Below are 25,249 nucleotides of genomic sequence, written 5' to 3' on the forward strand. Positions count from 1 at the left end.
AAATCGGCCAGCTCAGGGTTGAGAGTGAGCAGCACGGAACTCGCGGGGTGACTTCATCTTGAGCACTCGGTGCGGATGGCCGCGGTTGTCGTCGTCGAACCAGGCCGGGAGCCGAGTGAGGACGTGAGTGGCCGAGGGCCGCTCATCGCCGGTGTCCTTGGCGGTGTAGACCGGGCCGTTGTCAGAGAGCCCCTCCTGCGGGTGGGGCGCCTGAACCAGGCCCGGTGTGCGCAGGGAGTGGAGGCCGGCGTCGCCGACGCGGGGACAGCGGGACGTGGCCCAGGCGGAGTTCTTTGGGGGCTTGCTGGAAGCTACGCAACGGCGACAGCGGGAATCGAACCCGCCGCGCCCTGAACGGTGACTCGCAGGACGCTCCGGCGCCTGGAAATCGGGGCGCCGGAGCGTCACCGTCGTCGTTACGGGGCGAAATGGAGGAGCATCGCTCGCGCGCTGTTGTCCCCGTCACCCGGCATGCCGGGGCCGAAGCCGCGGTCGTACAGCCCTGACAGGGTGATGCTCCGATCAGGCGCCACGGCCAAGCCCCGCGCCCAGACATAGACACCGTGGGAGAGTTGCTGGCTCCAGCGGTGCTCCCCGCAGGCCATGCGGTACTTGGCCACGAAGAAGCCTTCGTACGGTCCGCCGAGGGTGGGCGCCGTGGTGAGGGGCCCTCCGCCGAAGTCGAGCGTGCTGCGGAAGGTGCCCATCACCACCACGTCCCCCGCCGCGTCGATGGCCACCCCGCGCCCGAACGTCGCCCCCTCGTTGCCCATCCACCGCCACCAGCGCTCGCTCCCGTCGGGCTCCACCACCGCCAGGAAGGCGCTGTACAGGCCGGTCGAGTATGCCGTCTCCGTGCCGATGCGGATCCACTGCGAGAAGGCGCCCACGCCCGCGATGGCCCCGTCCGCCGCCACCGCGACGTCGAGGAAGGCACGCTCCGCGTAGCTGTAATCCGAGGACAGGAAGCCGCGTACCCAAACCGCGTACCCTGTAGGGCTGAGCTTCGCCAGGAACGGCGCCACGGAGCTCTCCGGCAGCGCCGTCGTACCGAACGCCACCGTGCCCTGGTAGCTGCCTCCCACCACCACCTCGTCCGAGGGCCCCACGGCGATCGCCTCCCCACGCACCATCGTCGTGGCCTGGAAGCGCTTGAACCACACCGCTGTGCCGTCCCCGGCGCTCAGCTTGAGCACGAGCAGCTCGTTGCTCTGGCTCCCTGGCGGAGAGCCCGCGCGCATCGCCTGGCCCGAGGCGAGCACATGGCCCTGGCTGTCGAACGCGACACTCCTGAGATCGCCATCCACCGGCCGCGCCCAGACGAGCACTCCTTCCGGAGAGAACTTCGCCGCGAATCCGCCGGCCGGGAGCACTCCGGAGCCCAGGTTCACACCGGCGCGCGAGAAGCCCACCACCGCGATGTTGCCCGCGGTGTCCACCGCCACATCCTCCGCCCGCGCCCAGCTGCCCGGCGCGCCGAAGCCCTTCGACCAGACGTGGCTGCCGTCCGCGCGCCGCTTGACCAGCGCGATATCCGAGTCGGAGATGTCGCCCGTGCCGTGGTTGGGCAGCGCTCCCCCGCCAAAGTCCACACTGCCTTCATACTGGGCGATGAGGATGCGGTGGCCCTGCGCGTCCACGGCGACACCGTTGCCGGTCTGGTACCCCGTGCCGCCCCACGACTGGCCCCCCTGGTAGGTGCCGCTGGCCGGAGTGTCCCCGCCCCCGGGAGCGCACCGGGCGATGTGCGTCGTCACCACGAGCTGCGGGCGCAGGGAGGCATCCGGATGTTCGCTCGAGGCGAAGCCCGCCCCATCCGTGCTCTCGGGCACGAGCGCGAAGGAGACGAGCGGGCCGCCGAGGAAGGCACCCGTGACGTCCAGCTCGAGCCAGGAGCCCACGGGCGTCGGGCCCGCGTTCGCCACCGGGCCCCCATCCGGATAGGGCGCGTACGCGTCCGTCACGCTCGACTCGGACCAGTCCACGGAGGTGGTCCACACGGAGGGGCCGTCCGAGGTGCCATTGAGGACGAACAGCCGGAGCTTCGCGCTCGCCACGTCTCCGCGCAGGCCCGACACGTCGAAGCGCAGGAAGCTCAGCATCCGGCTCGGCGCGGTGTCCACGCGCAGCTCCGCCGTGTTGAAGTTCCCCCACTCATGCGCCGAGTCCGTGTATGCGTCGGCCACCGCGCCGAAGGTGCGCGTCTCTCCCGAGGGGGGCGTGCCCCCCTCCACCGTCACCACCAGCTCGGGCGTGTGGTCCACCGCCTCACGCGAGTTGAAGTCGACACCGTCCGTGTCCAACGGCACGAGCCCCACGGACACGACGCCGTCACCGCTCACCAGCTGCGTCACATCGAGCTCCACCCACTCGTTGAGCGCCACCGCGCCCAGGTTGTCCACCGACTCGCCCTGGAGCGCCGGGCGCGTGTTCCAGGTGACCGACTGCTCGTCCCACGGATCGGCGACGGCATGCACCGAGGGCCCCTGGGAGGTCGGGTTGGTGCTGAACAGGCGCAGCTTCGCGCTCACCACGTTGCCCGACACTCCCGCGACGCGGAAGCGCAGGTACGTCGCGCTCCGAGGCGAGCCGTCCACCTCGAGCGTGGGCCGGTTGCCGAAGTTCGTGGTGGGCTGGGCCTCCTGCACGTGCGCGTCCGCCTCGGCGGAGAAGCGCAAGTCCGTTCCGCCGCCCGCGTCCTCCACCTCGAGGACCAGCTGCGCCGGGTTGCGCCCCGCCTCCCGCGACAGGAACTCCACCCCGTCGCTCCCGGTCTGCAGCATCAGGAAGGCCACCGCTCCATCCCCGCGGACATGGGGCGTCACCTCGAAGCCCACCCAGGCCTCCTGCGGGATGGCATGCGCATCCGCGCTCGGGATGCCCACGCGCGGCGGCCGGTTGTTCCACGTCAGGCCGCTCTCCGTCCACGTGGTGCTCGTGGCATACACCTCCGGCCCATCCGAGGTGGGGTTCACCGCGTAGAGCCGCAGCGTGGCCCGGCGCACCGTGGCGTTGCCCACGCCGCTCACGTCGAAGCGCAGGAAGGCCTCGCCCCGAGGCCCCCCATCGACCTTGAACTGCGAGGCACTGCCTCGGCTCACGTTCGGCGCCGACTCATCCGCCCAGGTATCCGCGGCCACCGGGAAGGTGAGCGTGCGCATGCGCTGCTGCGCTCCCTGCTTCACGGCAACACGTGAGGGCTCGGCCTCCAGCGCCCGCGCCTCCTGCCCGCCTTCGCCCTGAACCCCACACCCCACCACCCCGAGCAGGGCCGCGATTAGCGCCGCCCTCCCCCATCCCCACACTCGCATGCCTGCCCCTCGATCGAGCTTCGCGCGCAGGGACTCTCCCCCCGCGGCGACTTTCCTGTTCGCCAGCGACCGAGGGTTTGCAGTGGGGATGCCACTTACAGACGCGGAGAATTGGGAAGCCGCGTTCCCACGGGTGTGAAGCGAATGCGCCTCTCGCGAACCCCGAGGCCCCACCGAGGGTACGAGGCGTTACTTCAGCAACGCCCCCAGCTTTTCCTTCGCCCCCTGCGTGAGCCCGGCATGGCCGTCGGCGACACGGGCGAAGTGTACCTCCTCCAACTTACGCAGGGAGGCGAGGTTCTGCTTCCGGTCCTCGGAGACGGGAACGGGCGAGGGTCCCAACCCGCTCTTGGTGCGCAGCAGCGAGTCACCGGTGAAGAGCACGTCCCGCCACAGGTACGCGGCGCTGCCCGGCGTGTGCCCCGGCAGGTGGATGACGCGGATCGACGCTCCGTCCACGCTCAGCTCCGCCCCATCCTGGGCCTCCTCCAGCTTCGCGGGCACGGGCGGCCGGGCCATGGAGCGCGTCAGCCGCCCCACCAGGCTCTTCTGGACGAACTCGCCGCGAATCACCGCGGCCTCTCCGGGCCCCACCACCACCCGGGCATTGGGGAACAGGTGCGCGGCGCCCCAGTGGTCCACGTGCCCATGGGTGAGCAGCACCGTGTGGACCTTCTCCGGGCTCACCCCTTGGGCGGCCAGCTCCGCGAGCAACTCCTTGCCCTGGGTATCCATGCCGGCATCCACCAGCACGGCGCCCTGGGGCGTCTTCAGCACCCACGCGTAGGAGTACCCGCCCAGCAGAACGCCCACCAGCCCTGGCTCGACCTCGATGCGCGCCGCGCCCTGCTGAGGCAACTGCGGCCAGGCCCACGCGGCCCCGAGCATCACCAGGCCCAGGAGGATGAAGAACCCCCGCGCCAGCAGCGATGGTGCGCCCTTGGCCACTTCCTAGCCGATCACCCGGTTGCGGCCCGCCTTCTTGGCCCGGTACAGGTTGGCGTCCGCCACCTTGATGAACTGGTTGGGCTCGGTCATGTCCGGCGTCATGTCCGCCACGCCGATGGAGATGCTGACCGGGATCTCCTTGTCCTCGAAGATGAACTGCTTCTCCTCGATGAGCTTGCGGATCTTCTCGGCGAACACCCGCGCCTTCTCCGGCCCGTCCTCGGGCATCACCAGCGCGAACTCCTCGCCGCCGTAGCGCGCGAAGCACTGCTCGCGGCGCACCATGCGCTTGATGGACTGGGCCAGCTCGCGCAGCACGTAGTCACCCGCCAGGTGCCCGTGGACGTCGTTGATCTTCTTGAAGTGGTCGATGTCGAACATCATCAGCGACAGCGCCCGGTGGTAGCGGTGCGAGCGCCCCATCTCCCGCTCGAGGTACTCGAGGAAGTAGCGCTTGTTGCTGATGCCCGTCAGACCGTCGGCGATCGTCAGCGTGTAGATCGTCTCGTGGTACTGGGTCTCGATGTTGTCGCCATCGAGGAACTTGAAGATGGAACCGCCCACCTTCACCAGGTCCCCGCTGCGCAGCGGCTGGGCGCTGAGCACCTCCTGGTCGTTCAGGTAGGTGCCGTTGGTGGAGCCCAGGTCCTCGACGAACATGCGGCCTTGCCTGCTGCTGATGCGGGCATGTCGGCGCGACACGTTGTCCAGGTCCACGACGATGTTGTTGTTCTCGTCGCGCCCGATTGTGTAGTCCTCGGAGTCGAGCACGTACTTCTTGCCCAGCTCCGGCCCGTGGATCTCCACGAGGCAGCAATCCCGGTTCGCCACGCTCTTGATGTTGATCGAGGCGATCTTGGTGACCCGAGTTTCGTCGGCAGCCATCGAAAAAGAGGAATATCACGCTGGAACGGTAGAAGCCATGTAGGTGGGAGCCCTCCCCTGGCTTTCAGCCAGAGCGGACGGGCGACCCGGGGCGTTGGGCAACCGCCAGGGGTGGTACCGAGGCGGTTCGGCACTCAACGAACGGAGCGGGAGTCTCGCGAGCGGCCTTGTCGGATGTGGGTGTGCGGCTAACGTGCCACACCTTATGGCAAAGCTGCTGGCGATGATTCTGGCAGGTGGTGCAGGGACACGGCTCGAGCCACTCACTCGAGAGCGCGCGAAGCCCGCGGTGCCGTTTGGCGGCCGCTACCGCATCATCGACTTCGTTCTCTCCAACTTCGCGAACTCCGGCGTGTACCGGATGAAGGTGCTCACCCAATACAAGAGCGACTCGCTCAACAACCACCTGTCGCGTGCCTGGAGGATGACGGCCTTCCTGGGCCACTACGTGGAGTCGGTGCCCGCGCAGATGCGCACCGGCATGGACTGGTACAAGGGCAGCGCGGACGCCATCTACCAGAACCTCAACATCATCACCGACGAGGAGCCCGACCACATCTTCGTCTTCGGCGCCGACAACGTGTACCGCATGGACGTGCGGCAGATGTTGAACTTCCACGTCGCCAAGAAGGCGGCGTGTACGGTGGCCGCCATCCCGGTGCCGATTGAAGAGGGGCGCGACTTCGGCATCATCGACGTGGGGCCGGACGGGCGGATGCTCCAGTTCCTGGAGAAGCCCAAGAACCCGCCGCCCATGCCGGGCAACCCGAAGATGTGCCTGGCCTCGATGGGCAACTACCTCTTCTCCACGGACGTGCTGGTGCAGGAGGTGGTGCGAGACGCGGCCAACGAGGCGAGCGCGCACGACTTCGGCAAGTCCATCATCAGCGAGCTCTACAAGACTTCGCCGGTGTACGTGTACGACTTCGCCACGAACGAGATTCCGGGCCAGGAGGAGAAGGAGCGCGGCTACTGGCGGGACGTGGGGAACATCGACGTGTACTACCAGTCCAACATGGACCTGGTGGAGGTGGACCCCGTCTTCAATCTCTACAACGACCGCTGGCCCATCTACACCCAGCCGCACAACTTCCCGCCGGCCAAGTTCGTCTTCGCCGACGAGGCCAACCACCGGGTGGGCAGCTCCACCGACTCGCTGGTCTCCGAGGGGTGCATCATCTCGGGCGGCCACGTGAACCGCTGCATCCTCTCGCCCAAAGTGCGCGTGAATTCGTACTCGGAGGTGCAGGACTCGCTGCTCTTCGAGAACGTCACCATCGGGCGGCGCTGCCGCATCCGCCGCGCCATCATCGACAAGAACGTGGAGATTCCTCCGGGCATGACGATTGGCTACGACCTGGAGGAGGACAAGCGGCGCTTCCATGTCACCTCGGGCGGCGTGGTGGTCATTCCCAAGGGCATGAAGGTGACGTGAGTCGCATGGCGGCTCCCGGCCTCAGACTGCGCCCTGCCACCGGAGAGGATCGGCGGGCGATGTGGTCGGTCCACTCCCGAGCGGTGGAGGCCCTCTGTCGGGGGGCCTACTCCGCCCAGGAGGTGCGGACGTGGGTGGAGTTGCTGCGGCCGGAGGGTTACCTGCGGCCGGACCTGCCGCGCACGGTGCTGGTGGCCGAGCGCGGGCACACCCTGGTGGGCTTCGGGCAGCTGGATGCGATGCTGGGCGAGTTGGAGGCCCTCTACGTGGCGCCCGAGGAGGTGGGCACCGGGGTGGGCTCTCGGCTGCTGGAGGCGCTGGAGGCCCTGGCCTGGCGGGCGGGGGCGCGGATGATGAACCTGGACGCCAGCCTCAACGCGGAGACGTTCTACCGCTCGCGCGGCTACCTGCGGCTGCACGCGGCGCGGCGCATCCTCACCGCGGAGGTCCAGCTGTCGTGTGTGCGGATGCAGAAGCGTCGGCCCGCCCTCGCGCTGGGCGAGGGCCGGGGAGGAGGGCTCCTGTCCCCTCGCCCCGGGCCGTGAACCCGCGCGCTACTGGAAGGCGGCCTTCACCTCGGGCTTGTTGAGCACGATGAGGGCGTAGATGCCCGCCGGCAGACCGATGCAGCCACAGGGGCAGCACGGCAGGAGCGCGACGATGGAGGCCGCCATCGCCAGCCCGTAGCTCTGCAGGCCCTTCATCTTGATGGCACCGAAGATGATGAAGCCGTTGACGGCCATCGAGATCAACGGGCCGATGGCGCCCACCGAGGCCGACGAGGTGCTGGCGGACTTGAGCCAGTCCGGCAGGTCCGGGTTGCTGAGGATCTGGTTGAGCTGCTCCTGCTGAGCCGCTGACCCTCCCATGAGTGACCCCACCAGGCTCACCAAGGCATAGGCGATGCCCAGGCCTCCGGCGACCATCAACAGGATGGCGGGAACCGATACCGTGTTCCTCGCATCCGGCGCTCCTCCGTACGTGTTCTCCAAGCTCCCCTCCCAATCAGGTGCCGCAGGGCCGCTCCCGTGGGAGCGACCCTTTCCGGCCGGGGATTCCACCCGGAGGACGCGATGGGCGCCAGAGAATTGATGCGCCTTTCATGCTCTCCGGGTCTGTTCCCCGCTCAAGCCTTGAACGTCAGCAGCGGCGCCATGCGCGCCACCTCGCGCACGATGCCGGCCTCCACCTGCGAGGCCACCACCGGCCCGATGGGCTTGTAGGCGGCCGGCGCCTCCTCGACGCGGCGCTCCTGGCGCAGGGTGATGCAGTCCACGCCGGTGAGCCCCAGCGCCTCCTCGCGCCGATCCGCCCCCCCCCGCGACATGTCGAAGCGCGAGCGCGCCCGCCCCGCGCCGTGCGAGGCCGAGGCCAGCGCCGCCGCGTCGCCGCATCCCACCATGAGGTAGGAGGCCGCCCCCATGGAGCCGGGGATGATGACGGGCTGCTCGGCCTCCGCGGGGCAGGCGCCCTTGCGCGCCAGCCAGCCGCCCTCGTACGGCAGGGTGATGTTGTGCGGCACGTCGTAGACGAGCGGCGCCTCCACGTCCCCGAACAGCTCGCGCAGGGTGAGCCGCAGCAGCTCCGCCAGCAGCAGCCGGTTGAGGAAGGCGTAGTTGGCGGCGGTGGCCTCGGCCCGGAGGTACTCCGCCACGAGCGCGGGCTCCCCCAGCGGGAGGATGCCGCTGTCCGGGTAGGGCGCCCCGGCCGGCCACGCGGCGCGCGCCCGGTCCTGCCAGGCCATGCCCACGTGCTTGCCCACGTCGCGCGAGCCGGAGTGGATCATGAAGGCCAGCTGGCCCTCGCGCACACCCCACTCCCACGCCCGCGTGCGGTCCGTCACCGCTTCCACGCGCTGCACCTCGACGAAGTGGTTGCCCCCGCCGATGGTGGCCAGGCCCGCGTCGCGCACCACGCCCGGCTTCACCAGCCCCGAGGGTGCCCAGCTCGGCTCGCCCTCCAGCGCCCCGCCCAGGTGGATGCGGGTGGACTCCTTGTCGAGCTGGGCCAGGTCCGCCTTCGCGGCACAGCCCAGCGGCTGCTCCATGGACTCCAGGAGCCAGCCCGGAATGCCATCGCGCAGCAGCGCCTCGGCGGCGCGCGAGGACATGGACACATCCCGCGTGCCGAAGAAGTAGTGGCCCTTCATCCGCTCGACGAAGGCGTCGCGGCGGGAGAGGAAGGCCTCCACGCCAATGTCCGCGACATGCAGGCGCATGCCGCAGTTGATGTCCGTGCCCACGGCCCCGGGCACGACCAGGCCGCGCGTGTGCAGCACCGAGCCGATGGCCACGCCGGAGTCACCCGGGTGGAAGTCGGGAGTGGCGCGCACGCGCAGGACGGCGCCACCCGTGGGGTGCTTCAGGGCGGCGAGGTGGGCGAGTTGCCGGAAGGCCTTGCCCTCCACGGGCAGGTCCGGCGGGAGGAGGACTTCCGCGGGCGGCGCGTTCGCGTCGCCCAGGAGGCGGACGGTGTAGAGGTGACCGTCATAGGTCACCTCGAGCCCCTCACGGGCGAGTGCCCGGAGAAGCCGATTCAGGTTCGGCTGCATGACCCAACTCGGAGCTACCCCGCGCCCGGAAGGCACGGGGGGACGTGGACGAATGAGAGAGGGGGACCTCGGGTCAGCAGCCGCGGTCGCCGGACGGCGCGAGGCCGTCCTTCAGGCGCCCTGGACGCGGGGGGCCTCTTGCGCCTGACACCCCCAGCGTTTTTTTCGTTTACGATGGAATAGTCGGAGTTCACCCTCGTGACGTGTCCAGCGACGAAGGGTGCGGCCACGCGCGCCTTATGTGAGGCTGCACCGCGTGGGGATCCTGGAACGTGTACGCGTCGAATGGGCAGCGGCCACCTTCGGCCTGCTGGTCGGCGTCACGATGGTGTACGTGCCGTACGAGTTCGTCATCAGCCTCTACCAGATCATCTACCCGCACATCCGCCTGCTGGGGGCCGTGTTCCTGGTGAGCTCGGCGACGATGGTCGCCGCCATGCTGTACCCGGACTGGCCTTCCTGGGTTGGCTGGCTCGGGCGCGGCGCGTTCCTCGGAGCGATCGCGGTCTACTGGTGGACGGTCACCATCCTCCCCCGAGGGATGACCGGAGCGCTGCTCTACCCGCTGATGGTGGCCGGGCTGCTCGGCGAGACGCTGCCGCGCTGGCGCGACCGGGGCCTGTTCCTCCCGTTCCTCGCCTCGCTCGCGCTCGCCTTCGGGGGGCTCATGCTCCTCGACCCGCGCTACTTCGGGCAGGCCCTCTTCGCGGCGCTCCAGCCCGTGGTGCTGCCGGTCGGGCTGCTCTACCTGGGAGGCGGGCTGCTGCTGTTCATCGCGCTCGTCCGCCGGTGGTGCGGGCTGGTGCGCCTCGCGGTGGGCGTCCTCGGAGTCCTCTTCGTCTACCTGGGCTTCGTGCTCGCCTCGTCCCGCTCGTGGGCCGGGATGGAGATCTACCTCGTGATCGCGGCGGAGTGCCTCCTCGCGCTGGTGCTGCGCCGGATGCCCCAGCCTTCCGGGGTGCGCTGGCGCCTGTTCCGCGGGATGGCGTTCGCCTCGGTGCTGCCCATCCTCGGCCTGGGCGCCATCGTCTCGGTGCTCGCGCAGAAGGCCATCGAGCGCGAGCTGCGCGGCAACGCGCGGCAGGCCGTCGCGGCCGAGGTCGCCTGGCTGGAGCAGACCGCCTCCATGGCCCGCGCCATGCTGCTCACGCACTCCGAGGACCCCGCCTTCCTCGCGGGGGTGCGCGCGCGCGAGCCGATCGTCATGCAGTCCCGGGTGGCGATGCTGGAGCACCAGCCGGGCCTCTTCGATGCCGCCTGGCTGCTCGACAGCACCGGCGATCCGCTGGTGCCCTCCTTCCGCCTCGGCCCCGTCCACGCCAACCTGGCTCACCGGGACTACTTCCAACTGGTGCAGCGCGACGGTCAGCCCTCCCTGTCCCTGCCCTACATCAACGCCGTCGGCTTGCCGTTCGTCGCCTTCGCCGTGCCGGTGGACGCGGACCTGTTGCGCCGCGACGTCCTCGCCGGCGGCATCTCACTGGTCCGCCTGGGGCTCCAGCCCACGCTCGCCTCTCGCAGCTACCACGTGCAGCTCTTCGATCAGCGCGACGGCAGCCTCCTGCGCGACACGGAGCACGGAGATGTGCTCACCCGCGCGAAGGTCCTCTCCCTCGTGGGTGAGGGGGCCCTCTCCACGCCCGAGGGCATGACCGAGGCGTTCGATCCCTCCGGGCGGCGCCTGCTCATCGCGCATGGCCAGGTGCCGGGCGCGCCGTGGACCGTCGCGGTGACCACGCCCCTGCGCGAGGCCTTCGCGCCGGTGACACGGCTGAGCGCCCTCGTCGTGGGCATCGCGGTGCTCGCTGGCGCCATCGCGCTCCTCTTGTCCCAGTGGGTGGGCCGGGACGTGGCGCAGCGGCTCGAGGTGCTCCGGGATGGCTTCACCGGCCTGGGAACACTGCCGCTCGACCACCCGGTGCCCGCCCGCGGCGACGACGAGCTGGCGCAGCTCACCTCGGGCTTCAACGAGATGGCGGCCCGAATCGATCGGACGCAGAAGGAGCTGCGCGAGGCGATCGCCATCCGGGACCAGTTCCTGTCCATCGCCAGCCACGAGCTGCGCACGCCGCTCACCCCGCTCAAGGCGACAGTGGATCTGCTGCTGCGCAAGGCCGACGCGGGGCAGGGGCTCGACCCAGAGAAGCAGCGCGCCACGCTCGAGCGGCTGCGGCGCCAGGTGGAGCGGCTTACCCGGCTCGTCAACGACATGCTGGATGTGGCCCGCATCCAGTCCGGCCGCTTCTCCCTCAAGCCCTCCCCGGTCGACCTGTGCGCGCTGGCGCGAGAGGTCGTCGATCGCACCCAGCATGCCCAGCGCGACCGGAGCGCTCCCATTCAGCTCACGCTCGCCACGGAGTCCCTGGTCGGCCAGTGGGACGAGCAGCGCCTGGACCAGCTGCTGACCAACCTCATCGAGAACGCGGTGCGCTACTCCCCTCCTGATGCCCCCATCCAGGTGCGCGTGCGGCCCGAGGGCTCCGGCGCGCTGCTCGAGGTGGAGGACCGGGGAATCGGCATCCCCCCCGAGAACCTGTCCCACCTCTTCATGCCCTTCTACCGGGCGCCCAACGCGGCGAAGCACTACGCCGGCGGCCTGGGGCTGGGGCTCTCCATCTGTCGGGAGATCGTCGAGCGCCACCACGGCACCTTGCGCGCCACGAGCGCGGGCGTCGGGCAGGGCACCTGTTTCTCCGCCTTCCTCCCCAAGACAGTGGCTCCCAAAGAGGGGGGTTCCTGAGGGAAAACCTCAGCGAGCGGCGCGCTCGCCCCCAGGCCCGGTGATTGTCGGGCAGCGCTCCAGGCGGGCAGGCTCGGACGGTTTCGCGCCGCTCCGCGCTGGACCCCCTGGGTCAGGACGATCCACGATGTGCTAGGAGCGGCGTATGGCGAACAGGCAGCGGGGTCCCCTACCCCCGGTGATGTCCACCGAGGAGACGCGCGTCAAGCCTCCCGAAGAGGACGAGGCGGAGCTGCCTCCCGAGGAGCCCTCCTGGGATCCGCAGCGGGATCAGACGCAGCTCCTCTCCAACACGAATCCGCCCGCCCCCTCCTGGGAAGACGGAGACGAGGCGACGCCTCCCGTCCCCCGGAAGATCGACCCGATTCCGCTCGCGGGCCCGGACGACAAGACGCGCCCCATTCCTCGCAAGACCGGCGCCCGTCCCGCCCTCCAGGACCCGGACGACGCGACGCGCCCCATTCCCCGCAAGACGGGCGCCCGCCCCGCCCTGCCGGATCCCGACGTCCAGGGCCCCGACGAAGTCACGGGCCCCGTGCCCCTGCCTCGCAAGACCGGCGCCCGCCCCGCGCTGGAGGATCCGGACGACGCCACGCGCCCCATTCCTCGCAAGACCGGGGCTCGCCCCGCCCTGCAGGACGCGGACGACGCCACGCGCCCCATTCCTCGCAAGTCCCAATCCATTCCTGGCAAGTCCAACGCCGCCCTGCCCTGGGAGCCCAAGGAGGATGACGACGTCGCGTTCCCCACGACGGCCATGCAGCAACTGCCGCCCATCGTCACCGCGCCCTACACGCCGCCTCCGACGCCTTCGGGGGGGCCTCCCGTCCTGAGCCCCGTCGCCGCTCCGCCTCCGCGCGTCCCGGCGAGCGCCCCATTCCAGATTCCGCTCACCACCCAGCCCGAGTACCACCCGGCCGGTGGGCCTTCCGCGCCGGAGCACTTCCCCACCGAGCCGGTCCGCCTCCCCTCGAAGCCTCCGGCTCCGAGCCCCGTCTTCACCCAGCCCAACTACGTCTCGCCGCCCTCCGCCCCGGTGGCCCCCATCGTCACCGCGCCGCACCTCGTCCCGGCCCCGAAGGCCGTGGCCAGCGCGGAGCCTCCGGCGGAGGAGCTGCGCACGGCGTTCTCGAACAAGGCGGCCCTCATCGCCGACCTCGTGAAGGCGACCTTCGCGCGCCGAAGCTACGGGATTGCTCCCTACCGGCTGCGCATCGATGAGCCGGATGGCCCCAGCACCGCCGGCGGGCTCCACGCCCGACAGCCCATCTCGCTCGTGGCCAACCTGGAGTCGACCCCCACCATCGTCTGTGGCTGGGTGGACGTCGCGAAGAAGGAAGCCCAGCTGCGCAGCTACGGCGTGGTGGTGAAGCGCCACCAGAACCGCTACCGCGAGGGCTTCGACATCACCGAGGAGGAGTACGAGCGGTTCCTCAACGAGCTGGTCGACACCCTCTTCTACGGCGGCATCAAGATCCTGGTGATGGTTCCGGACGACCAGGAGGCCCAGCAGGCCCAATCCCCCGGACAGGCTCCGGCGCAGCAGCGCGCCCCCCGCTCCTCGTTCCTTGGGAAGCTGCTGCTCGCGGCGCTCGCCTTCGCGCTGGGGCTGGGCGTGGGGATGAACAAGGAACAACTGACACCTGTGTTCGAAGCCGTCTTCGGCCAGCGCTGAGCATGTCTATGCGGTCCACTCGAGTCCTCCTGGTGGCGGCCTGGGTCCTCCTGGTCGCCGGTTGTCCCCGTCCCACCCGCGCTCCCGTCACCCGAGCAGAGGATGCGCTGGTCGAAGTCTCCCAGCCGCTCGAACTTCGGGACGATGGAACCCCCGCGGCGCTCCGGATCGCCATCGCCGAGAGTCTCGTCTGGCTGAAAACCCGGCCCGTGGAGGAGCGCCTCGTCTTCGGCAAGCGCGAGGTGCCGGCCACGGAGCTGCGCGCCGCGCTCGAGCGCCTGCACGCGCGCATCACCGATGACCTGAGCCCCCAGGCTCTCACGGCGCGAGTCCTCGAGGAGTTCGAGCCCCTGGAGTCCGCGGGCGGCGACGATGGCCAGGTGCTCTTCACCGGCTATTACGAGCCCACCATCGAAGCCAGCCTCACGCGGACCGAGGAGTACGCCGTCCCCATCCTCGGGCCTCCGGGGGACTTGATCGAAGTTCCCCTGGAGCCGTTCGCCGAGCGATTCAAGGCGGAGCGCGTCTTCGGGCGCCTGGAGGGGCGGCGGGTGGTGCCCTACTGGAACCGGGCGGAGATTCGCGGCGGGAAGCTGGACAGCCGCAAGCTGGAGCTGGCCTGGGCGAAGGACCCCGTGGCGCTCTTCTTCGTGGAGGTGCAGGGCAGCGGCACGCTGCGGCTGCCCGACGGGAGCGAGCGACGCATCGGCTACGCGGCCTCGAACGGGCGCCCCTACCGCAGCATCGGCTCGCTCCTCATCCAGGAGGGCGTCATCCCCCGCGAAGCGATGTCGATGCAGGCGCTGCGGGCCTGGCTGGCGGAGAACCCCTCCCAGTGCCACCGCGTGCTCGACTTCAACGAGTCCTATGTCTTCTTCCGCTTCCTGGAGAGCGCCTCGGTAGGCTCGCTCGGGCGGCCGGTGACGCCGGGCCGCTCCATCGCCACGGACGCGCGCATGTTCCCCAAAGGCGCGCTCGCCTTCATCCACACCGAGCGGCCCGTGGTCCGCGCCGACGGGGTGGTCGAGTGGAAGCCCTTGTCGCGCTTTGTGCTGAACCAGGACACGGGCGGTGCCATCCGTGGCGCGGGCCGCGTGGATGTCTTCTGGGGCCGAGGGCCCGAGGCGGAGCTGTCCGCGGGGATGATGAAGCAGAAAGGCCGGCTGCTCTTCCTCGTCCCGCGCCTCGGTAGGTCGGCCCCGTAGAACCCGGTATCGTTCCGGTCATGTCCAAGACCGAGTCCGCTCCGGCCGGGGCCGCTGTCGCCAAGGCGCCAATTCCCGCCTCGCAGTGCCCGCACCTGGGCGCGGAGTACAACCCCTTCACGGGCGAGCACCTGCAGAACCCCTTCCCCTTCTTCGCGCGGCTGCGCAAGGAGGCACCGGTCACCTTCAGCCCCATGTTCGGCGCGTGGCTCATCAGCCGCTACGACGACATCTGCGAGGTGCTGAAGAACCCGAACAGCTACTCCTCGGCCAACATCGTCGCCACCACGGGGGACCTGTCGCCCGAGGCCCAGGCCATCCTCGGACATGGAGAGCTCGTCAGCCCCAGCCCGCTCAGCACCGATCCGCCCGAGCACACGCGCCTGCGCCGACTGCTGCAGCCGGCGTTCATGCCCGCCCGCATCGTGCGCCAGGAGCTCCTCATCCGGCGCATCGCCAACGATCTGATCGGCGGGTGAAGACCTGGGGCTCCCACTTCTTCGGGCTGCTGTTCGGCAAGGTGCCGCCCGAGGTGCAGCCCGTGCTGGCCCGCAGCGTCGTCGAGTACAAGCGCTACTGCCAGGACCTCATCGAGGACCGCAAGCGCAACCCCCGCGAGGACCTGACCAGCTACCTGGTACACGCCGAGGCCACGGGAGATGCCCTGACGATGCACGAGCTCGTCTCGCTGCTGAGCGCCTCGCTCCTGGCCGCGGCGCAGGAGACGACGACGGCCCAGCTCGGCATCAGCCTCAAGCTGCTGCTGGAGCAGCCGGAGCGCTGGCAGCAGCTCCTGAAGGACCGCTCCCTCGTGCCCAAGGCCGTGGAGGAGTGCTCGCGCCTGGAGTCAGTGTCCCACTACATGATCCGCACGGCGGTCGAGGATGTGCAGGTGGGCGGAGTGCTGCTGCCGAAGGGCTCGCGCCTCATCCTGCTCTACACCTCCGCCAACCACGATGAGACGCAGGTGGAGCACCCGGAGCGCTTCGACCTGCACCGGGACAACCCGCCCAACCTCACGTGGGGCCGTGGCCTTCACTTCTGCATCGGAGCCCAGCTGGCCCGGCTGGAGCTGCGCGTCGGAATCGAACAGCTCCTCGAGCGCATCCCGGACATGCGCCTCGTGCCGGGCCAGGATGTCGGCTACCAGTACGATCTGCCGCTGCTGCGCAACATCCGGCGCCTGCACGTCGAGTGGCCGGTGCGCTGACTCAGCGGGAGAACCCGGTGAGGCGCACCGTGAGCTGGTACAGCTCCTGGTGGTGGAAGGGCTTGCGCAGCTCGGTCAGGTTCGGGCCATCTCCGAACTCCCGGATGAGGTCCTCCCACGAGTATTCGGAGTAGGCCGAGCAGATCACCACCGCCTGCTCGGGAAGCACCTTGCGCAGCTCGCGCAGCGTCTCCACGCCGCTCCAGCCCGGGGGCATGAGGTAGTCCAGGAAGACCAGCGCGTAGGGGCGGCCCTCCGCCATCGCCGCGCGCGCCATGGCGAGCCCCTCCTGCCCCTGGAAGGCCGAGTCCACCTCGAACACGGGCTCGGAGGCTTCCGCCGCGGAGACCGTCAAGCCGAACAGCGCCTCCTCCAGCTCCGACAACTCCTCCTGGCTGCCCATGTGCTCGGGGCTCAGCACCCGGCGAAAGTCCCGGTGGATGGACTCCGAGTCATCGATGACCAGGATCCGCTTCTTGCGCGTGCGCTCGCTCACGGTATTGCCTCGGAGACCTCGGGCCGCACCAGGGGAGTCAGGATCTCCTTCCAGTGGGTGAAGAGGGAGAAGTGTCCGCCGCCGGGGAGGAAGTGCGGCACGGTCCGCGGGATGCGCGAGGCGAGGTAGCGCCCCATCTGCGGCGGGACGATGCTGTCCCCCTCCCAGTACCAGAGGTGTACGCGTGAGCGGATCTCCTCCAGCGGGAAGCCCCAGCCTCCCACGAGGATGGCGGCCTCGCGGCGCATGCCTCGGATGCCCTGGCGTGAGGCCTCGGAGCGCCAGCCCTGGACCTGGGCGGCGATGGCCGGGTCCGACAAGGTGGTGCGGTCCGCGGGCGAGCAGTGCGCCATGAGCGCCGACAGCGCGCGCGAGGGGTTGCGGCGCACCGACCGGTCATGCATGGCCATGAGCGGGTGCAGCACCCACTCGGGCCAGCCGGCCATCGTGTAGGCGTTGCGGTAGTCGCGGTTGACGCCCTCCATGGCTCCGGGGCGGTTGAAGGGCGCGGCGCCGGCGACGATGGCCACGTGGGTGAGGCGCTCGCCCAGGCGCCAGGCGCACGCGGCCGCATACGGGCCTCCGGCGGACACCCCGAAGAGGGCGAAGCGGCCCAGCCCCAGCATGTTGGCCAGCTGCTCGATGTCCGAGGGGCAGTCGAGCAGCGTGCGCTCCGGCTGGTAGTCGGACAGGCCGTAGCCCGGCCGGTCGGGGGTGATGAGGCGCACGCCCAGGCTGTAGGTGAGGTTGTCGTCCGGGTGCCGCATGTAGCGCGAGCCCGGGTTGCCATGGAGGAAGACGACCGGCATGCCGGCCGGATCTCCAGACTCGACGAAGGCGAGCCGGCGCCCGTCCCTCAGGCGAATGGTCCCCTCTCGCAGTGGCGTCATCGGCATCTTCATCGCGATCATGACTCCATGTGCCGTGAGCGCGCGGAAATCCACTCGGTGATGGCGGGCCAGACCTTGGTGGGACTCTTGCTCGAGGCCGACAGGCCGATGTGGCCTACCGGGAAGCGCAGCGTCTGGTGGTCCTGGCCGCCCACCAGGCGCGTCAGCGGCTCGCTCATGGGGGGCGGAGCGATGGTGTCCTGCTCGGCGATGATGTTGAGCACGGAGCAGCGGATGCGCCCCAGGTCCACGCGCTCGCCGCCCACCTCCATCTTCCCCTGGCAGAAGAGGTTCTGCTGGTAGCAGTCCTTGATGTACTGGCGATAGACCTCGCCGGGGAAGGGCACGGCGTCGGCGCCCCAGCGCTCCATGGCGAGGAAGGTGGTGACGTACTCCGGATCGTCGATCTGCCGACACACGTCCAGCCAGCGCGTGAGGCGCTGCACGGGGGCAGCGGCGAAGAAGCCGCTCTCCAGCACGCGCGAGGGGATGTTGCCGTAGGCATCCACCAGCGAGTCCACATCGAAGTGCCGGGGCTGGGTCCACAGCGAGTAGATGCCGCCGTGGCTGAAGTCCACGGGGGTGGCCTGCGCCACGAAGTTGCGCACGCCCTCGGGGTACAGGCTCGTGTAGGCCAGGGCCAGGGTGCCGCCCATGCAGTAGCCGTAGAGGGTGAGCTCGTCACTCTGGCTGGCGCGCAGCGTCCAGCGCACCGCCTGGCGCACCAGGCCTCCCAGCAGCTCGGGCCAGTCGAGGTGCTGCTCCTCCGGTCCGGCGATGCCCCAGTCGATGGCGTAGACGTCGAAGCCGGCGCGGGTGAGGTGCTCGATCAGGCTGCGCCCGGGCAGGAAGTCGAGGATGTACCACCGGTTGATCATCGAGTAGGCGAAGAGGATGGGCGTGCGGTAGCGGCGCTGGGGCGCGGCATAGCGCAACAGGCGCAGGGAGCCACGGGTGTACACCACCGTGTGCGGGGTGGGGCTGAGGGGCGGCTCACGTACGCCGGAGGCCTTCTCGATGATGGGCCGCAGGTACGGGTACGGGTTGAGGGGGCGCTGCTCGAAGGCCTGCGAGAGCGCCCGAGAGAGCTCGACCTGACCCGAGACGAAGGAGCGGAAGCGCTGGAAGGTATTGGGCGACATGGAGACTCTCCGGGCGCTCAGGTGCCGCGCTTGCGGCGCGGGACGGGCTCGAGGGGCGGTGCTTCCTCCAGGGACTTGCCGGGCGGCTCGGCGCGCTCCTGGCGCTCGAGCAGATCCACGACCAGCTCGAGCTGCGAGCCCAGCGCCTCGACCTGGTGATTCAGGCGACGGAGCTGCTCGCGCATGGCCTCCACCTCGGAGGACGCGGGCAGCCGCAGCGCCTGAAGCGCTCGCTCCTGCAGGGACTGGCGACGGATGCGCAGGTCGAACCCCCGCCGCATCACCCCACCGCTGAAGCGCAGCCAGGTGGGACTCTCACTCAGCCGCGCGGTGACCTTGGTCAGGCCGCGCTCAGCCTTGTTGAAGACACGGCCCGTTCGGGTCTCGGCACTGGTGAGACGTCCGACCAGCTTGAGGCCGCGGGCCAGCAGCCCCTTGGGAGGGGGGCGAGAGGAGTGATTCATGGGCGCACAATCTAACCAAACGCCGGGCCATGCACGCCTCTCGTCATGATCGACCTACACTGCGGGTCTTAGCGCGGCGGCTTCCCTCTACCATCGGTCACTTACGGCGCTCCCGGACGTCGTGACATGGTCCGCTCTCCCCCACGCGCGGAAGCGCCTGCCACAGACACGCCGTGAATCATCCTCCGCTGAACCGCCTCGTCCTGGTGTCCGTTCTCCTTTCACTCGGGATGGCCTGCCGAGATCCGGCGCCCGCCTCCCTGGCTGCCCACCCGGCGCCGCCCCATGTCTCTCCCGAGGCGCCGGGCACGCCGTTCGACCTGGGCGAGGTGATCCGCCGCGCCCACTTCGCCTACCGGCCCGAGGGGAACGGCTGGACCGCCGGCCATGGCACCTGGTCCGCGCGCGCCACCGCGCAGGGCCTCACCATCACCCCGCGCCATGCCTTGGAGCCCGCGGCGCAGGCCTCGGCCCCACGCATCCTCAAGGGCACGCCGATCACCTTTGGTGCCCCGGTGCTCTCTCGCGGTGAGCGCCAGCTGGAGCGTGCGGCGCCCAAGGGCACGGTGCGGGAGGATGGCTCGCTCGCGCTGACGTGGGGCGAGGTGGAGGAGCGGCTCGAGAACAGCGAGGACGGCATCACCCAGAGCCTGCGCTTCACGCGGGAGCCCCGAGGCGAGGGGGCGCTGCGGCTCCGGATGCCGGTGAGCGGCCTGGGCTTCGCGGGCGAGACCCCTCGGGGAGCCCACTTCGCGGACGAGACCGGGCTGGGGGTCCGCCATGGAGACGCCACCTGGACGGACGCCTCGGGGAGGCGGACGGAGCTGCGGACCCGCGCCGTGGAGGGCGGCGTGGAGTTCCAGGTGCCCGCGGCGCTGCTGACCGGCTCCTCCTTCCCTTCCACCCTGGCCTTCAACATCTCACCGGAGTTCGGCCTGGACCTGCCGGTGCTCAATCCGGGCGCGGGCACGCAGCGCGAGCCCGCCGTGGCCTCCAACGGCACGGACTACCTCGTGGTCTGGACGGACACTCGAAACGAGGAAGGCACCTCGGACCTCTACGCTACCCGCGTGAGCGCGTCCGGCGACGTCCTCGACCCCTTGGGCATCGACCTCACCCCCACGACCAACGCGCAGAGCAACGCGGCCGTGGTCTTCGATGGGACGAACTACTTCGTTGTCTGGCAGGACGGCCGGCGCGGCAGTGGGACGGATATCTACGGGGCACGCGTCAGCCCGAGCGGCGTGGTGCTGGACCCGAGCGGCCTGGCCATCTCCACCTCCGGGACCCTCAACCACTTCAAGCGGCAGCCGAAGCTCCTGTTCGACGGGACGAACCACCTGGTCGTCTGGCAGGAGCAGCTCGGGTTCACCACCCCGTTCGATCTCTATGGCCAGCGGGTGAGCAGGACGGGAGCCCTGGTGGGCTCCCGCATCACCGTCTGCAACACCACGTCGAACCAGAGCAACGCCGCGCTGGGTTTCGACGGGACGAACTACCTGGTCGTCTGGCAGGACGACCGCGCGGGGAACGACGATCTCTACGGCACGCGGATCTCGACCCTGGGCACGGTGCTCGATCCCCCCTCGGGCCTGGCGCTGATCACGACGAGCACGGCGCAGGGCAACCCGACGGTGGCGTTCAATGGATTGAGCTACTTCATCGCCTGGAACGAGTTCTCCACCCAGGGCGACATCTTCGGGGCTCGCATCACGACGAGCGGGAGCGTGCTGGATCCGTCAGGGCTCGCGCTGATCCAGGCGACGGCCAATCAGACCCACCCGAAGCTCCTGCGCCGCGGCAACGAGTACCTGCTGACGTGGCAGGACTTCCGCTTGGGGCAGTGGGACATCTATGCCGCTCGGGTGAACTTCACCGGCGCCAGTATCGACGGTCAGGGGTTCCCCATCTACACGGGGGCCGGCAACCAGACTGGCCCCGTGACCGCCGCCAACAGCACCGGCTCTCTCATCGCGTGGACGGACGCACAGGCCTTGGACATCCGCGGGGCCCGGTTGAACTCCACGCGCACCGTGCTCGATCCCTCGGGCCTGACGATCAGCACCGCGCCCAACAGCCAGGTGGCTCCGGCCATGGCCTTCGATGGGACGAACTACCTCGTCACCTGGCATGACAACCGCGATGGGGAGTTCAACCTCTACGGCGTGCGGGTGAGCAGCGACGGCACCGTGTTGGACCCCTCGGGTTTCGTCATCTCCAACGCCCTCAGCCATCAGCGCTACCCGGCGGTGTCCTTCGACGGGACGAACTACCTCGTCGTCTGGGAGGACTCGCGCGCGTCCCCTCTCGACATCTACGGAGCCCGGGTGAGCCCCGCGGGGACGGTGTTGGATCCCAACGGGTTCCTCATCTTCGATGGGGCCAATTGGCAGGAGCAGCCTGCGGTGGCATTCGATGGCACGAACCACCTGGTCGTCTGGGAGAGCGTCTCCGGCTCCATCGTGGTGATCCGCGCCACACGGATCAGCCCAGCGGGCGTCGTGCTCGATCCGACTGGCATCACGCTCGGCACGAGCCCCCAGAGTCGTTACGATCCCAAGCTCGCCTTCGATGGGACGAACTACCTCGTCGTTTGGAGCGACTACCGGGACGCGCCCTACTTCGACATCTACGGCACACGGGTAAGCCCGGCGGGCGCGGTGCTCGATCCGACGGGAATCCTGTTCGCGGGAGGAACCGATAGCCAGCGCAACCCCGCCCTCGCTTTCGATGGGACCCACTACCTGGTGGTCTGGGGAGACCATCGGGGCTGGAACCTCTTTGCCCAGCGCTTCACTCCAGCGGGTACTTCGCCCGACGCGGCGCCCATTCCCCTCTCGCAGGCCGCGCAGACCCAGTACTACCCCTCGGTCACGTATGACGGGACGGAGTTCGTCATTGCCTGGCAGGACAATCGGAGCGACGCTGGCTATGACATCTACGGGGGCCGCATCACTCGCGAGGGTGTGCCGCGAGATAGTGACGGGTTCATCCTCTCCGCGACCCCCACCGCCGAAGTCAGCCCTGCCCTGGCCTCGAGCGGAGGGGGCAACAGCCTCGTGGTGTACCAGTCCCGAGATCTGTCCCTGGGCCGCAACGTGCAGCGGTTGAGGGCGCGGCGAATCACCCAGACCAACACACCGCCCATGGCGAACCCGGGGAGCGTAACCACGGGGGAGGATGTGCCTGCCTCCGTGGTGCTCTCCGGGAGTGACCCGGAGGGGGACGCGCTGACCTATACGCTTGTCTCCGCGCCCGCGCATGGCACGCTGACGGGCACGGCGCCGAGCCTCACGTACACGCCCGCGCCGGACTACCACGGGCCTGACAGCTTCACCTTCACCGTCTCCGACAGCCTGGGCACCTCGGCTCCGGCCACGGTGTCCCTCACCATCACTCCCGTGAACGATGCGCCAGGCGCGGCCTCCCTGAGCCTCGTGACGCCGGAAGACACGGGGAAGGAGCTCACGCTCACCGGCTCGGACTTGGACGGAGACCCCCTGAGCTTCACCGTGGCGTCTGCTCCCAGCCATGGAACACTGACGGGCACGGCGCCGAACCTCACGTACACGCCCGCGCCGGACTACCACGGGCCTGACAGCTTCACCTTCACCGTCTCCGACGGGCAGAGCACGTCCGCGCCCGCCACCGTCTCCATCGACGTGACGAGCGAAAACGATCAGCCCATCGCCCTGGCGCAGTCACGCGAGACGGACGAGGACGTCCCCCTCTCGCTCACGCTCACGGGCTCCGACGTGGACGGCGATCCGCTCACCTTCAGCATCACCACCATGCCCGAGCACGGCACGCTGACGGGCACACCGCCGAACCTCACCTACGCACCTGCCTCCGACTATCACGGGCCCGACAGCTTCACCTTTGTCGCCTTCGATGGGCAGGCCTTCTCGGTGCCAGCTACCGTGTCGATCTCCGTCGCCCCGCGCAACGATGTGCCGGAGGCCACGGCGCGCTCGGTCACCACGGAGGAGGACACCTCCCTCCCAGTTGCCCTCTCGGGCTCCGATGTGGACGGGGACAGCCTGACCTTCGCCCTCGCCTCGCAGCCCACGCATGGCACGCTGAGCGGCACGGCGCCGAACCTCATCTACACGCCCGCCTCCGACTACCACGGGCCCGACAGCTTCACCTTCACCGTCTCCGACGGCCAGCTCACCTCGACTCCGGCCACCGTGGCGCTGACCGTCCTGTCTCGCAACGACTCACCGGTGGCCCGCGCGCGCTCCCAAACGACCGAGGAGGACACGCAGGTCCTCGTGTCACTCTCCGGAACGGACGTCGACGGGGACACCCTCTCCTTCACGGTGGTGTCCGACCCGAGCCATGGCACGTTGACGGGCACGGCGCCGGACCTCACGTACACGCCCGCGCCGGGCTACCACGGGCCTGACCGCTTCACCTTCACCGTCTCCGACGGTCAGATCAGCTCCGCCCCCGCCACGGTCTCGCTCACCATCACCTCGGTGAGTGATCTGCCGGTCGCACACGCCCAGGACGCCACCACGAGCGAGGACACGGAGGTCTCCCTCACACTCACGGGCAGCGACGAGGACGGCACGAGCCTGTCCTTCCAAATTGCCTCGGAGCCCACCCACGGCACGCTCATCGGTGTGGCGCCGAGCCTCACGTACACGCCCGCGCCGGACTACCACGGGGCCGACAGCTTCACCTTCACGGTCTCCGATGGCCAGGGCTCTTCCGCACCGGCCACGGTGTCGCTCACCGTCACTCCACTCAACGATGCGCCCGTGGCCGTGGCCCACTCGCTCACCACGGAGGAGGACACGGCCACCGCCATCACCCTCGCGGGCTCGGACGTGGATGGCGACACCCTCTCCTTCGCCCTCGCCTCGCAGCCCGCCCACGGGACGCTGACGGGCACGGCACCGGACCTCACGTACACGCCCGCGCCGGACTACCACGGCTCCGACAGCTTCACCTTCACGGTCTCCGATGGCCAGGCCACCTCGGCTCCTGCCACCGTCTCCCTCACCGTGGTGTCTCGCAACGACGCGCCGGTCAGCGAGCCGCAGGCGCTCACCGTTCCTGCGGGCCATCCCACGCCCCTCTACCTGACGGGCAATGACGAGGACGGCGATCCGCTCACCTTCTCCATCGTGACGCCGCCCGAGACTGGCAGGCTCACCGGAACGCCTCCCGATGTGGTCTACACCGCGCCCGCCAACTTCCTGGGCACCACGCGCTTCACCTTCTCGGTCAGCGACGGCTCGGAGTCCTCTCTGTCCGAGGTGCAGGTGACGGTGGTCAAGCGCTCCCTCACGGTGAGCGCGGCGGTGGACTCTCGCCGCCCGGCGGAAGGACAGCAGGTGCGCTTCTACGCCAACGCGGTGGATGAGGCCGGCGCCTCCATCTCGCTCGAGTGGAACTTCGGCGACGGTCAAACCTCCACGGAAGAGCTCCCGGTCCACGCCTTCACCGCCCCGGGCACCTATGACGTCCGGCTCAAGGCCACCACCGCGACCGAGGAGGCCTCCACCACGCTCCGCATCCGGGTCAGGAGCGCCGACGCCATCCCCGTGGGCACGAGCGCCGCGCCTTCGTCTTCGCACGTCGGGGAAGAGGGCTCCTCGCTCTCCTTCCGTGTCGAAGCCCCGCAGCCGGCGCTCACCTACACCTGGGACTTCGGGGACGGCACGGCCAACACCACCGGCACCACCGCGTCGCACACCTGGGCTGATGATGGGCGCTTCACCCTGAAGCTCACCGCCTCCGATACGCGTGGCCAGCACTGGGTCGCCACGCGCACCATCACCATCCACAACGCGCCGCCCGTGCCACTACCTCAGGCCCGGGTGACTGCCCGCGTGGGCGAGCCCGTGTCCGTTCAACTTGCTGGCACGGATGCGGCGGGCGCCAGGGACCCACTCCAGTGGGAGCTGCTCGGTGGCGAAGGCATGCTGTCCTCGGACGGCATGTTCCGCTGGACACCGACCCAGCCAGGGCTGGCCACCGTCGTCACCACGGTCATGGATGACGATGGGGGCGAGGCCCCGCTCGTGTTCCAGGTCTCCTCGGATGCCAGCGCCGAGCCCGAAGAGCCCGAGCCCGAAGAGCCCGAACCCGAGCCCTCGACGGGGTGCGGCTGCGGCACGACGTCCGGGAGCGCTTCCAACGCCCTGGGGCTGGGGTTGCTGCTGGCGCTCCTGACCTTCTCGCGTCGGCTCCTCGGCTGAGAGGCCCGTCCTGACTGGTCAGGAGTCCCTGAAGGGGTCCATGCCTGACCAGTCAGGCATCCCCAAAGGGGTCCATGCCTGACCA

Annotated in this window: 17 protein-coding genes; 8 read left to right on the forward strand and 9 right to left on the reverse strand. The window is 69.6% G+C overall.

All coding sequences use genetic code 11. From position 1 onward, the window contains the following. Window positions 1–416: 416 nt before the first annotated feature. From SYV04_RS22295 to SYV04_RS22305, 3 genes are all read right to left on the reverse strand, one after another. A complete protein-coding gene (locus SYV04_RS22295) occupies window positions 417–3,311 on the reverse strand; it encodes a CBM96 family carbohydrate-binding protein (protein WP_321547879.1) in 2,895 nt (964 codons plus the stop codon). Window positions 3,312–3,500: 189 nt separating this feature from the next. Further along, a complete protein-coding gene (locus SYV04_RS22300; protein ID WP_321547880.1) occupies window positions 3,501–4,259 on the reverse strand; it encodes an MBL fold metallo-hydrolase in 759 nt (252 codons plus the stop codon). Between the two features lie 3 nt (window positions 4,260–4,262). Then, entirely contained in the window at window positions 4,263–5,144 is an 882-nt protein-coding gene (locus SYV04_RS22305; RefSeq protein ID WP_321547881.1) for a GGDEF domain-containing protein, read from the reverse strand. A gap of 205 nt (window positions 5,145–5,349) precedes the next feature. Between SYV04_RS22305 and glgC the strand changes: the two genes are divergently transcribed. Next, window positions 5,350–6,579, forward strand: coding sequence for a glucose-1-phosphate adenylyltransferase (gene glgC / locus SYV04_RS22310; protein WP_321547882.1), 1,230 nt, complete (start codon window positions 5,350–5,352; stop codon window positions 6,577–6,579). Between the two features lie 59 nt (window positions 6,580–6,638). Then, entirely contained in the window at window positions 6,639–7,124 is a 486-nt protein-coding gene (locus SYV04_RS22315) for a GNAT family N-acetyltransferase (RefSeq protein WP_321547883.1), read from the forward strand. Between the two features lie 9 nt (window positions 7,125–7,133). Here SYV04_RS22315 and SYV04_RS22320 read toward each other — a convergent pair whose 3' ends face one another. Then, window positions 7,134–7,571, reverse strand: a complete 438-nt coding sequence (locus tag SYV04_RS22320) for a hypothetical protein (RefSeq protein WP_321547884.1) — start codon at window positions 7,569–7,571, stop codon at window positions 7,134–7,136. Between the two features lie 134 nt (window positions 7,572–7,705). Then, the gene (locus tag SYV04_RS22325) at window positions 7,706–9,130 is read right to left on the reverse strand and encodes an RtcB family protein (protein WP_321547885.1); all 1,425 of its coding nucleotides are present in this window, start codon (window positions 9,128–9,130) and stop codon (window positions 7,706–7,708) included. 256 nt (window positions 9,131–9,386) lie between these two features. On the opposite strand from SYV04_RS22325, the gene SYV04_RS22330 reads away from it, so the two are divergent. The 5 genes from SYV04_RS22330 (at window position 9,387) to SYV04_RS22350 (ending at window position 15,960) form a co-directional block, all read left to right on the forward strand. Further along, window positions 9,387–11,870 carry an ATP-binding protein gene (locus SYV04_RS22330; RefSeq protein WP_321547886.1) on the forward strand — a complete coding sequence of 828 codons (2,484 nt, stop codon included), beginning with the start codon at window positions 9,387–9,389 and terminating at the stop codon, window positions 11,868–11,870. 145 nt (window positions 11,871–12,015) lie between these two features. Continuing rightward, complete coding sequence (locus SYV04_RS22335; RefSeq protein ID WP_321547887.1) at window positions 12,016–13,545, forward strand: hypothetical protein; 1,530 nt, start codon at window positions 12,016–12,018, stop codon at window positions 13,543–13,545. A 2-nt stretch (window positions 13,546–13,547) separates the two neighbouring features. Next, entirely contained in the window at window positions 13,548–14,750 is a 1,203-nt protein-coding gene (mltA, locus tag SYV04_RS22340) for a murein transglycosylase A (RefSeq protein WP_321547888.1), read from the forward strand. Window positions 14,751–14,770: 20 nt separating this feature from the next. Continuing rightward, a complete protein-coding gene (locus tag SYV04_RS22345; RefSeq protein ID WP_321547889.1) occupies window positions 14,771–15,229 on the forward strand; it encodes a cytochrome P450 family protein in 459 nt (152 codons plus the stop codon). Beyond that, window positions 15,226–15,960 (forward strand): cytochrome P450, encoded by a 735-nt coding sequence (locus SYV04_RS22350; RefSeq protein ID WP_321547890.1) that lies wholly within the window; start codon window positions 15,226–15,228, stop codon window positions 15,958–15,960. The genes SYV04_RS22345 and SYV04_RS22350 overlap by 4 nt, the downstream gene beginning before the upstream one ends. A gap of 1 nt (window position 15,961) precedes the next feature. Here SYV04_RS22350 and SYV04_RS22355 read toward each other — a convergent pair whose 3' ends face one another. The 4 genes from SYV04_RS22355 to SYV04_RS22370 are packed head-to-tail and all read right to left on the reverse strand — an operon-like array spanning window position 15,962 to window position 18,952. Next, window positions 15,962–16,456: a response regulator gene (locus tag SYV04_RS22355; protein ID WP_321547891.1), complete on the reverse strand. Its 495-nt coding sequence runs from the start codon at window positions 16,454–16,456 to the stop codon at window positions 15,962–15,964. Continuing rightward, window positions 16,453–17,367 carry an alpha/beta fold hydrolase gene (locus SYV04_RS22360; protein WP_321547892.1) on the reverse strand — a complete coding sequence of 305 codons (915 nt, stop codon included), beginning with the start codon at window positions 17,365–17,367 and terminating at the stop codon, window positions 16,453–16,455. The genes SYV04_RS22355 and SYV04_RS22360 overlap by 4 nt, the downstream gene beginning before the upstream one ends. Continuing rightward, a complete protein-coding gene (locus SYV04_RS22365; protein WP_321547893.1) occupies window positions 17,364–18,488 on the reverse strand; it encodes an alpha/beta fold hydrolase in 1,125 nt (374 codons plus the stop codon). Before SYV04_RS22365 ends, SYV04_RS22360 begins: the two co-directional genes overlap by 4 nt. A 17-nt stretch (window positions 18,489–18,505) precedes the next feature. Continuing rightward, window positions 18,506–18,952: a hypothetical protein gene (locus SYV04_RS22370; RefSeq protein WP_321547894.1), complete on the reverse strand. Its 447-nt coding sequence runs from the start codon at window positions 18,950–18,952 to the stop codon at window positions 18,506–18,508. A gap of 173 nt (window positions 18,953–19,125) precedes the next feature. Here SYV04_RS22370 and SYV04_RS22375 point away from each other — a divergent pair, with 173 nt between their 5' ends. Continuing rightward, the gene (locus SYV04_RS22375; RefSeq protein WP_321547895.1) at window positions 19,126–25,164 is read left to right on the forward strand and encodes an Ig-like domain-containing protein; all 6,039 of its coding nucleotides are present in this window, start codon (window positions 19,126–19,128) and stop codon (window positions 25,162–25,164) included. The last annotated feature ends 85 nt before the right edge of the window (window positions 25,165–25,249 follow it).

The sequence above is a fragment of the Hyalangium ruber genome (assembly GCF_034259325.1).
Lineage (GTDB): Bacteria > Myxococcota > Myxococcia > Myxococcales > Myxococcaceae > Hyalangium_A > Hyalangium_A rubrum.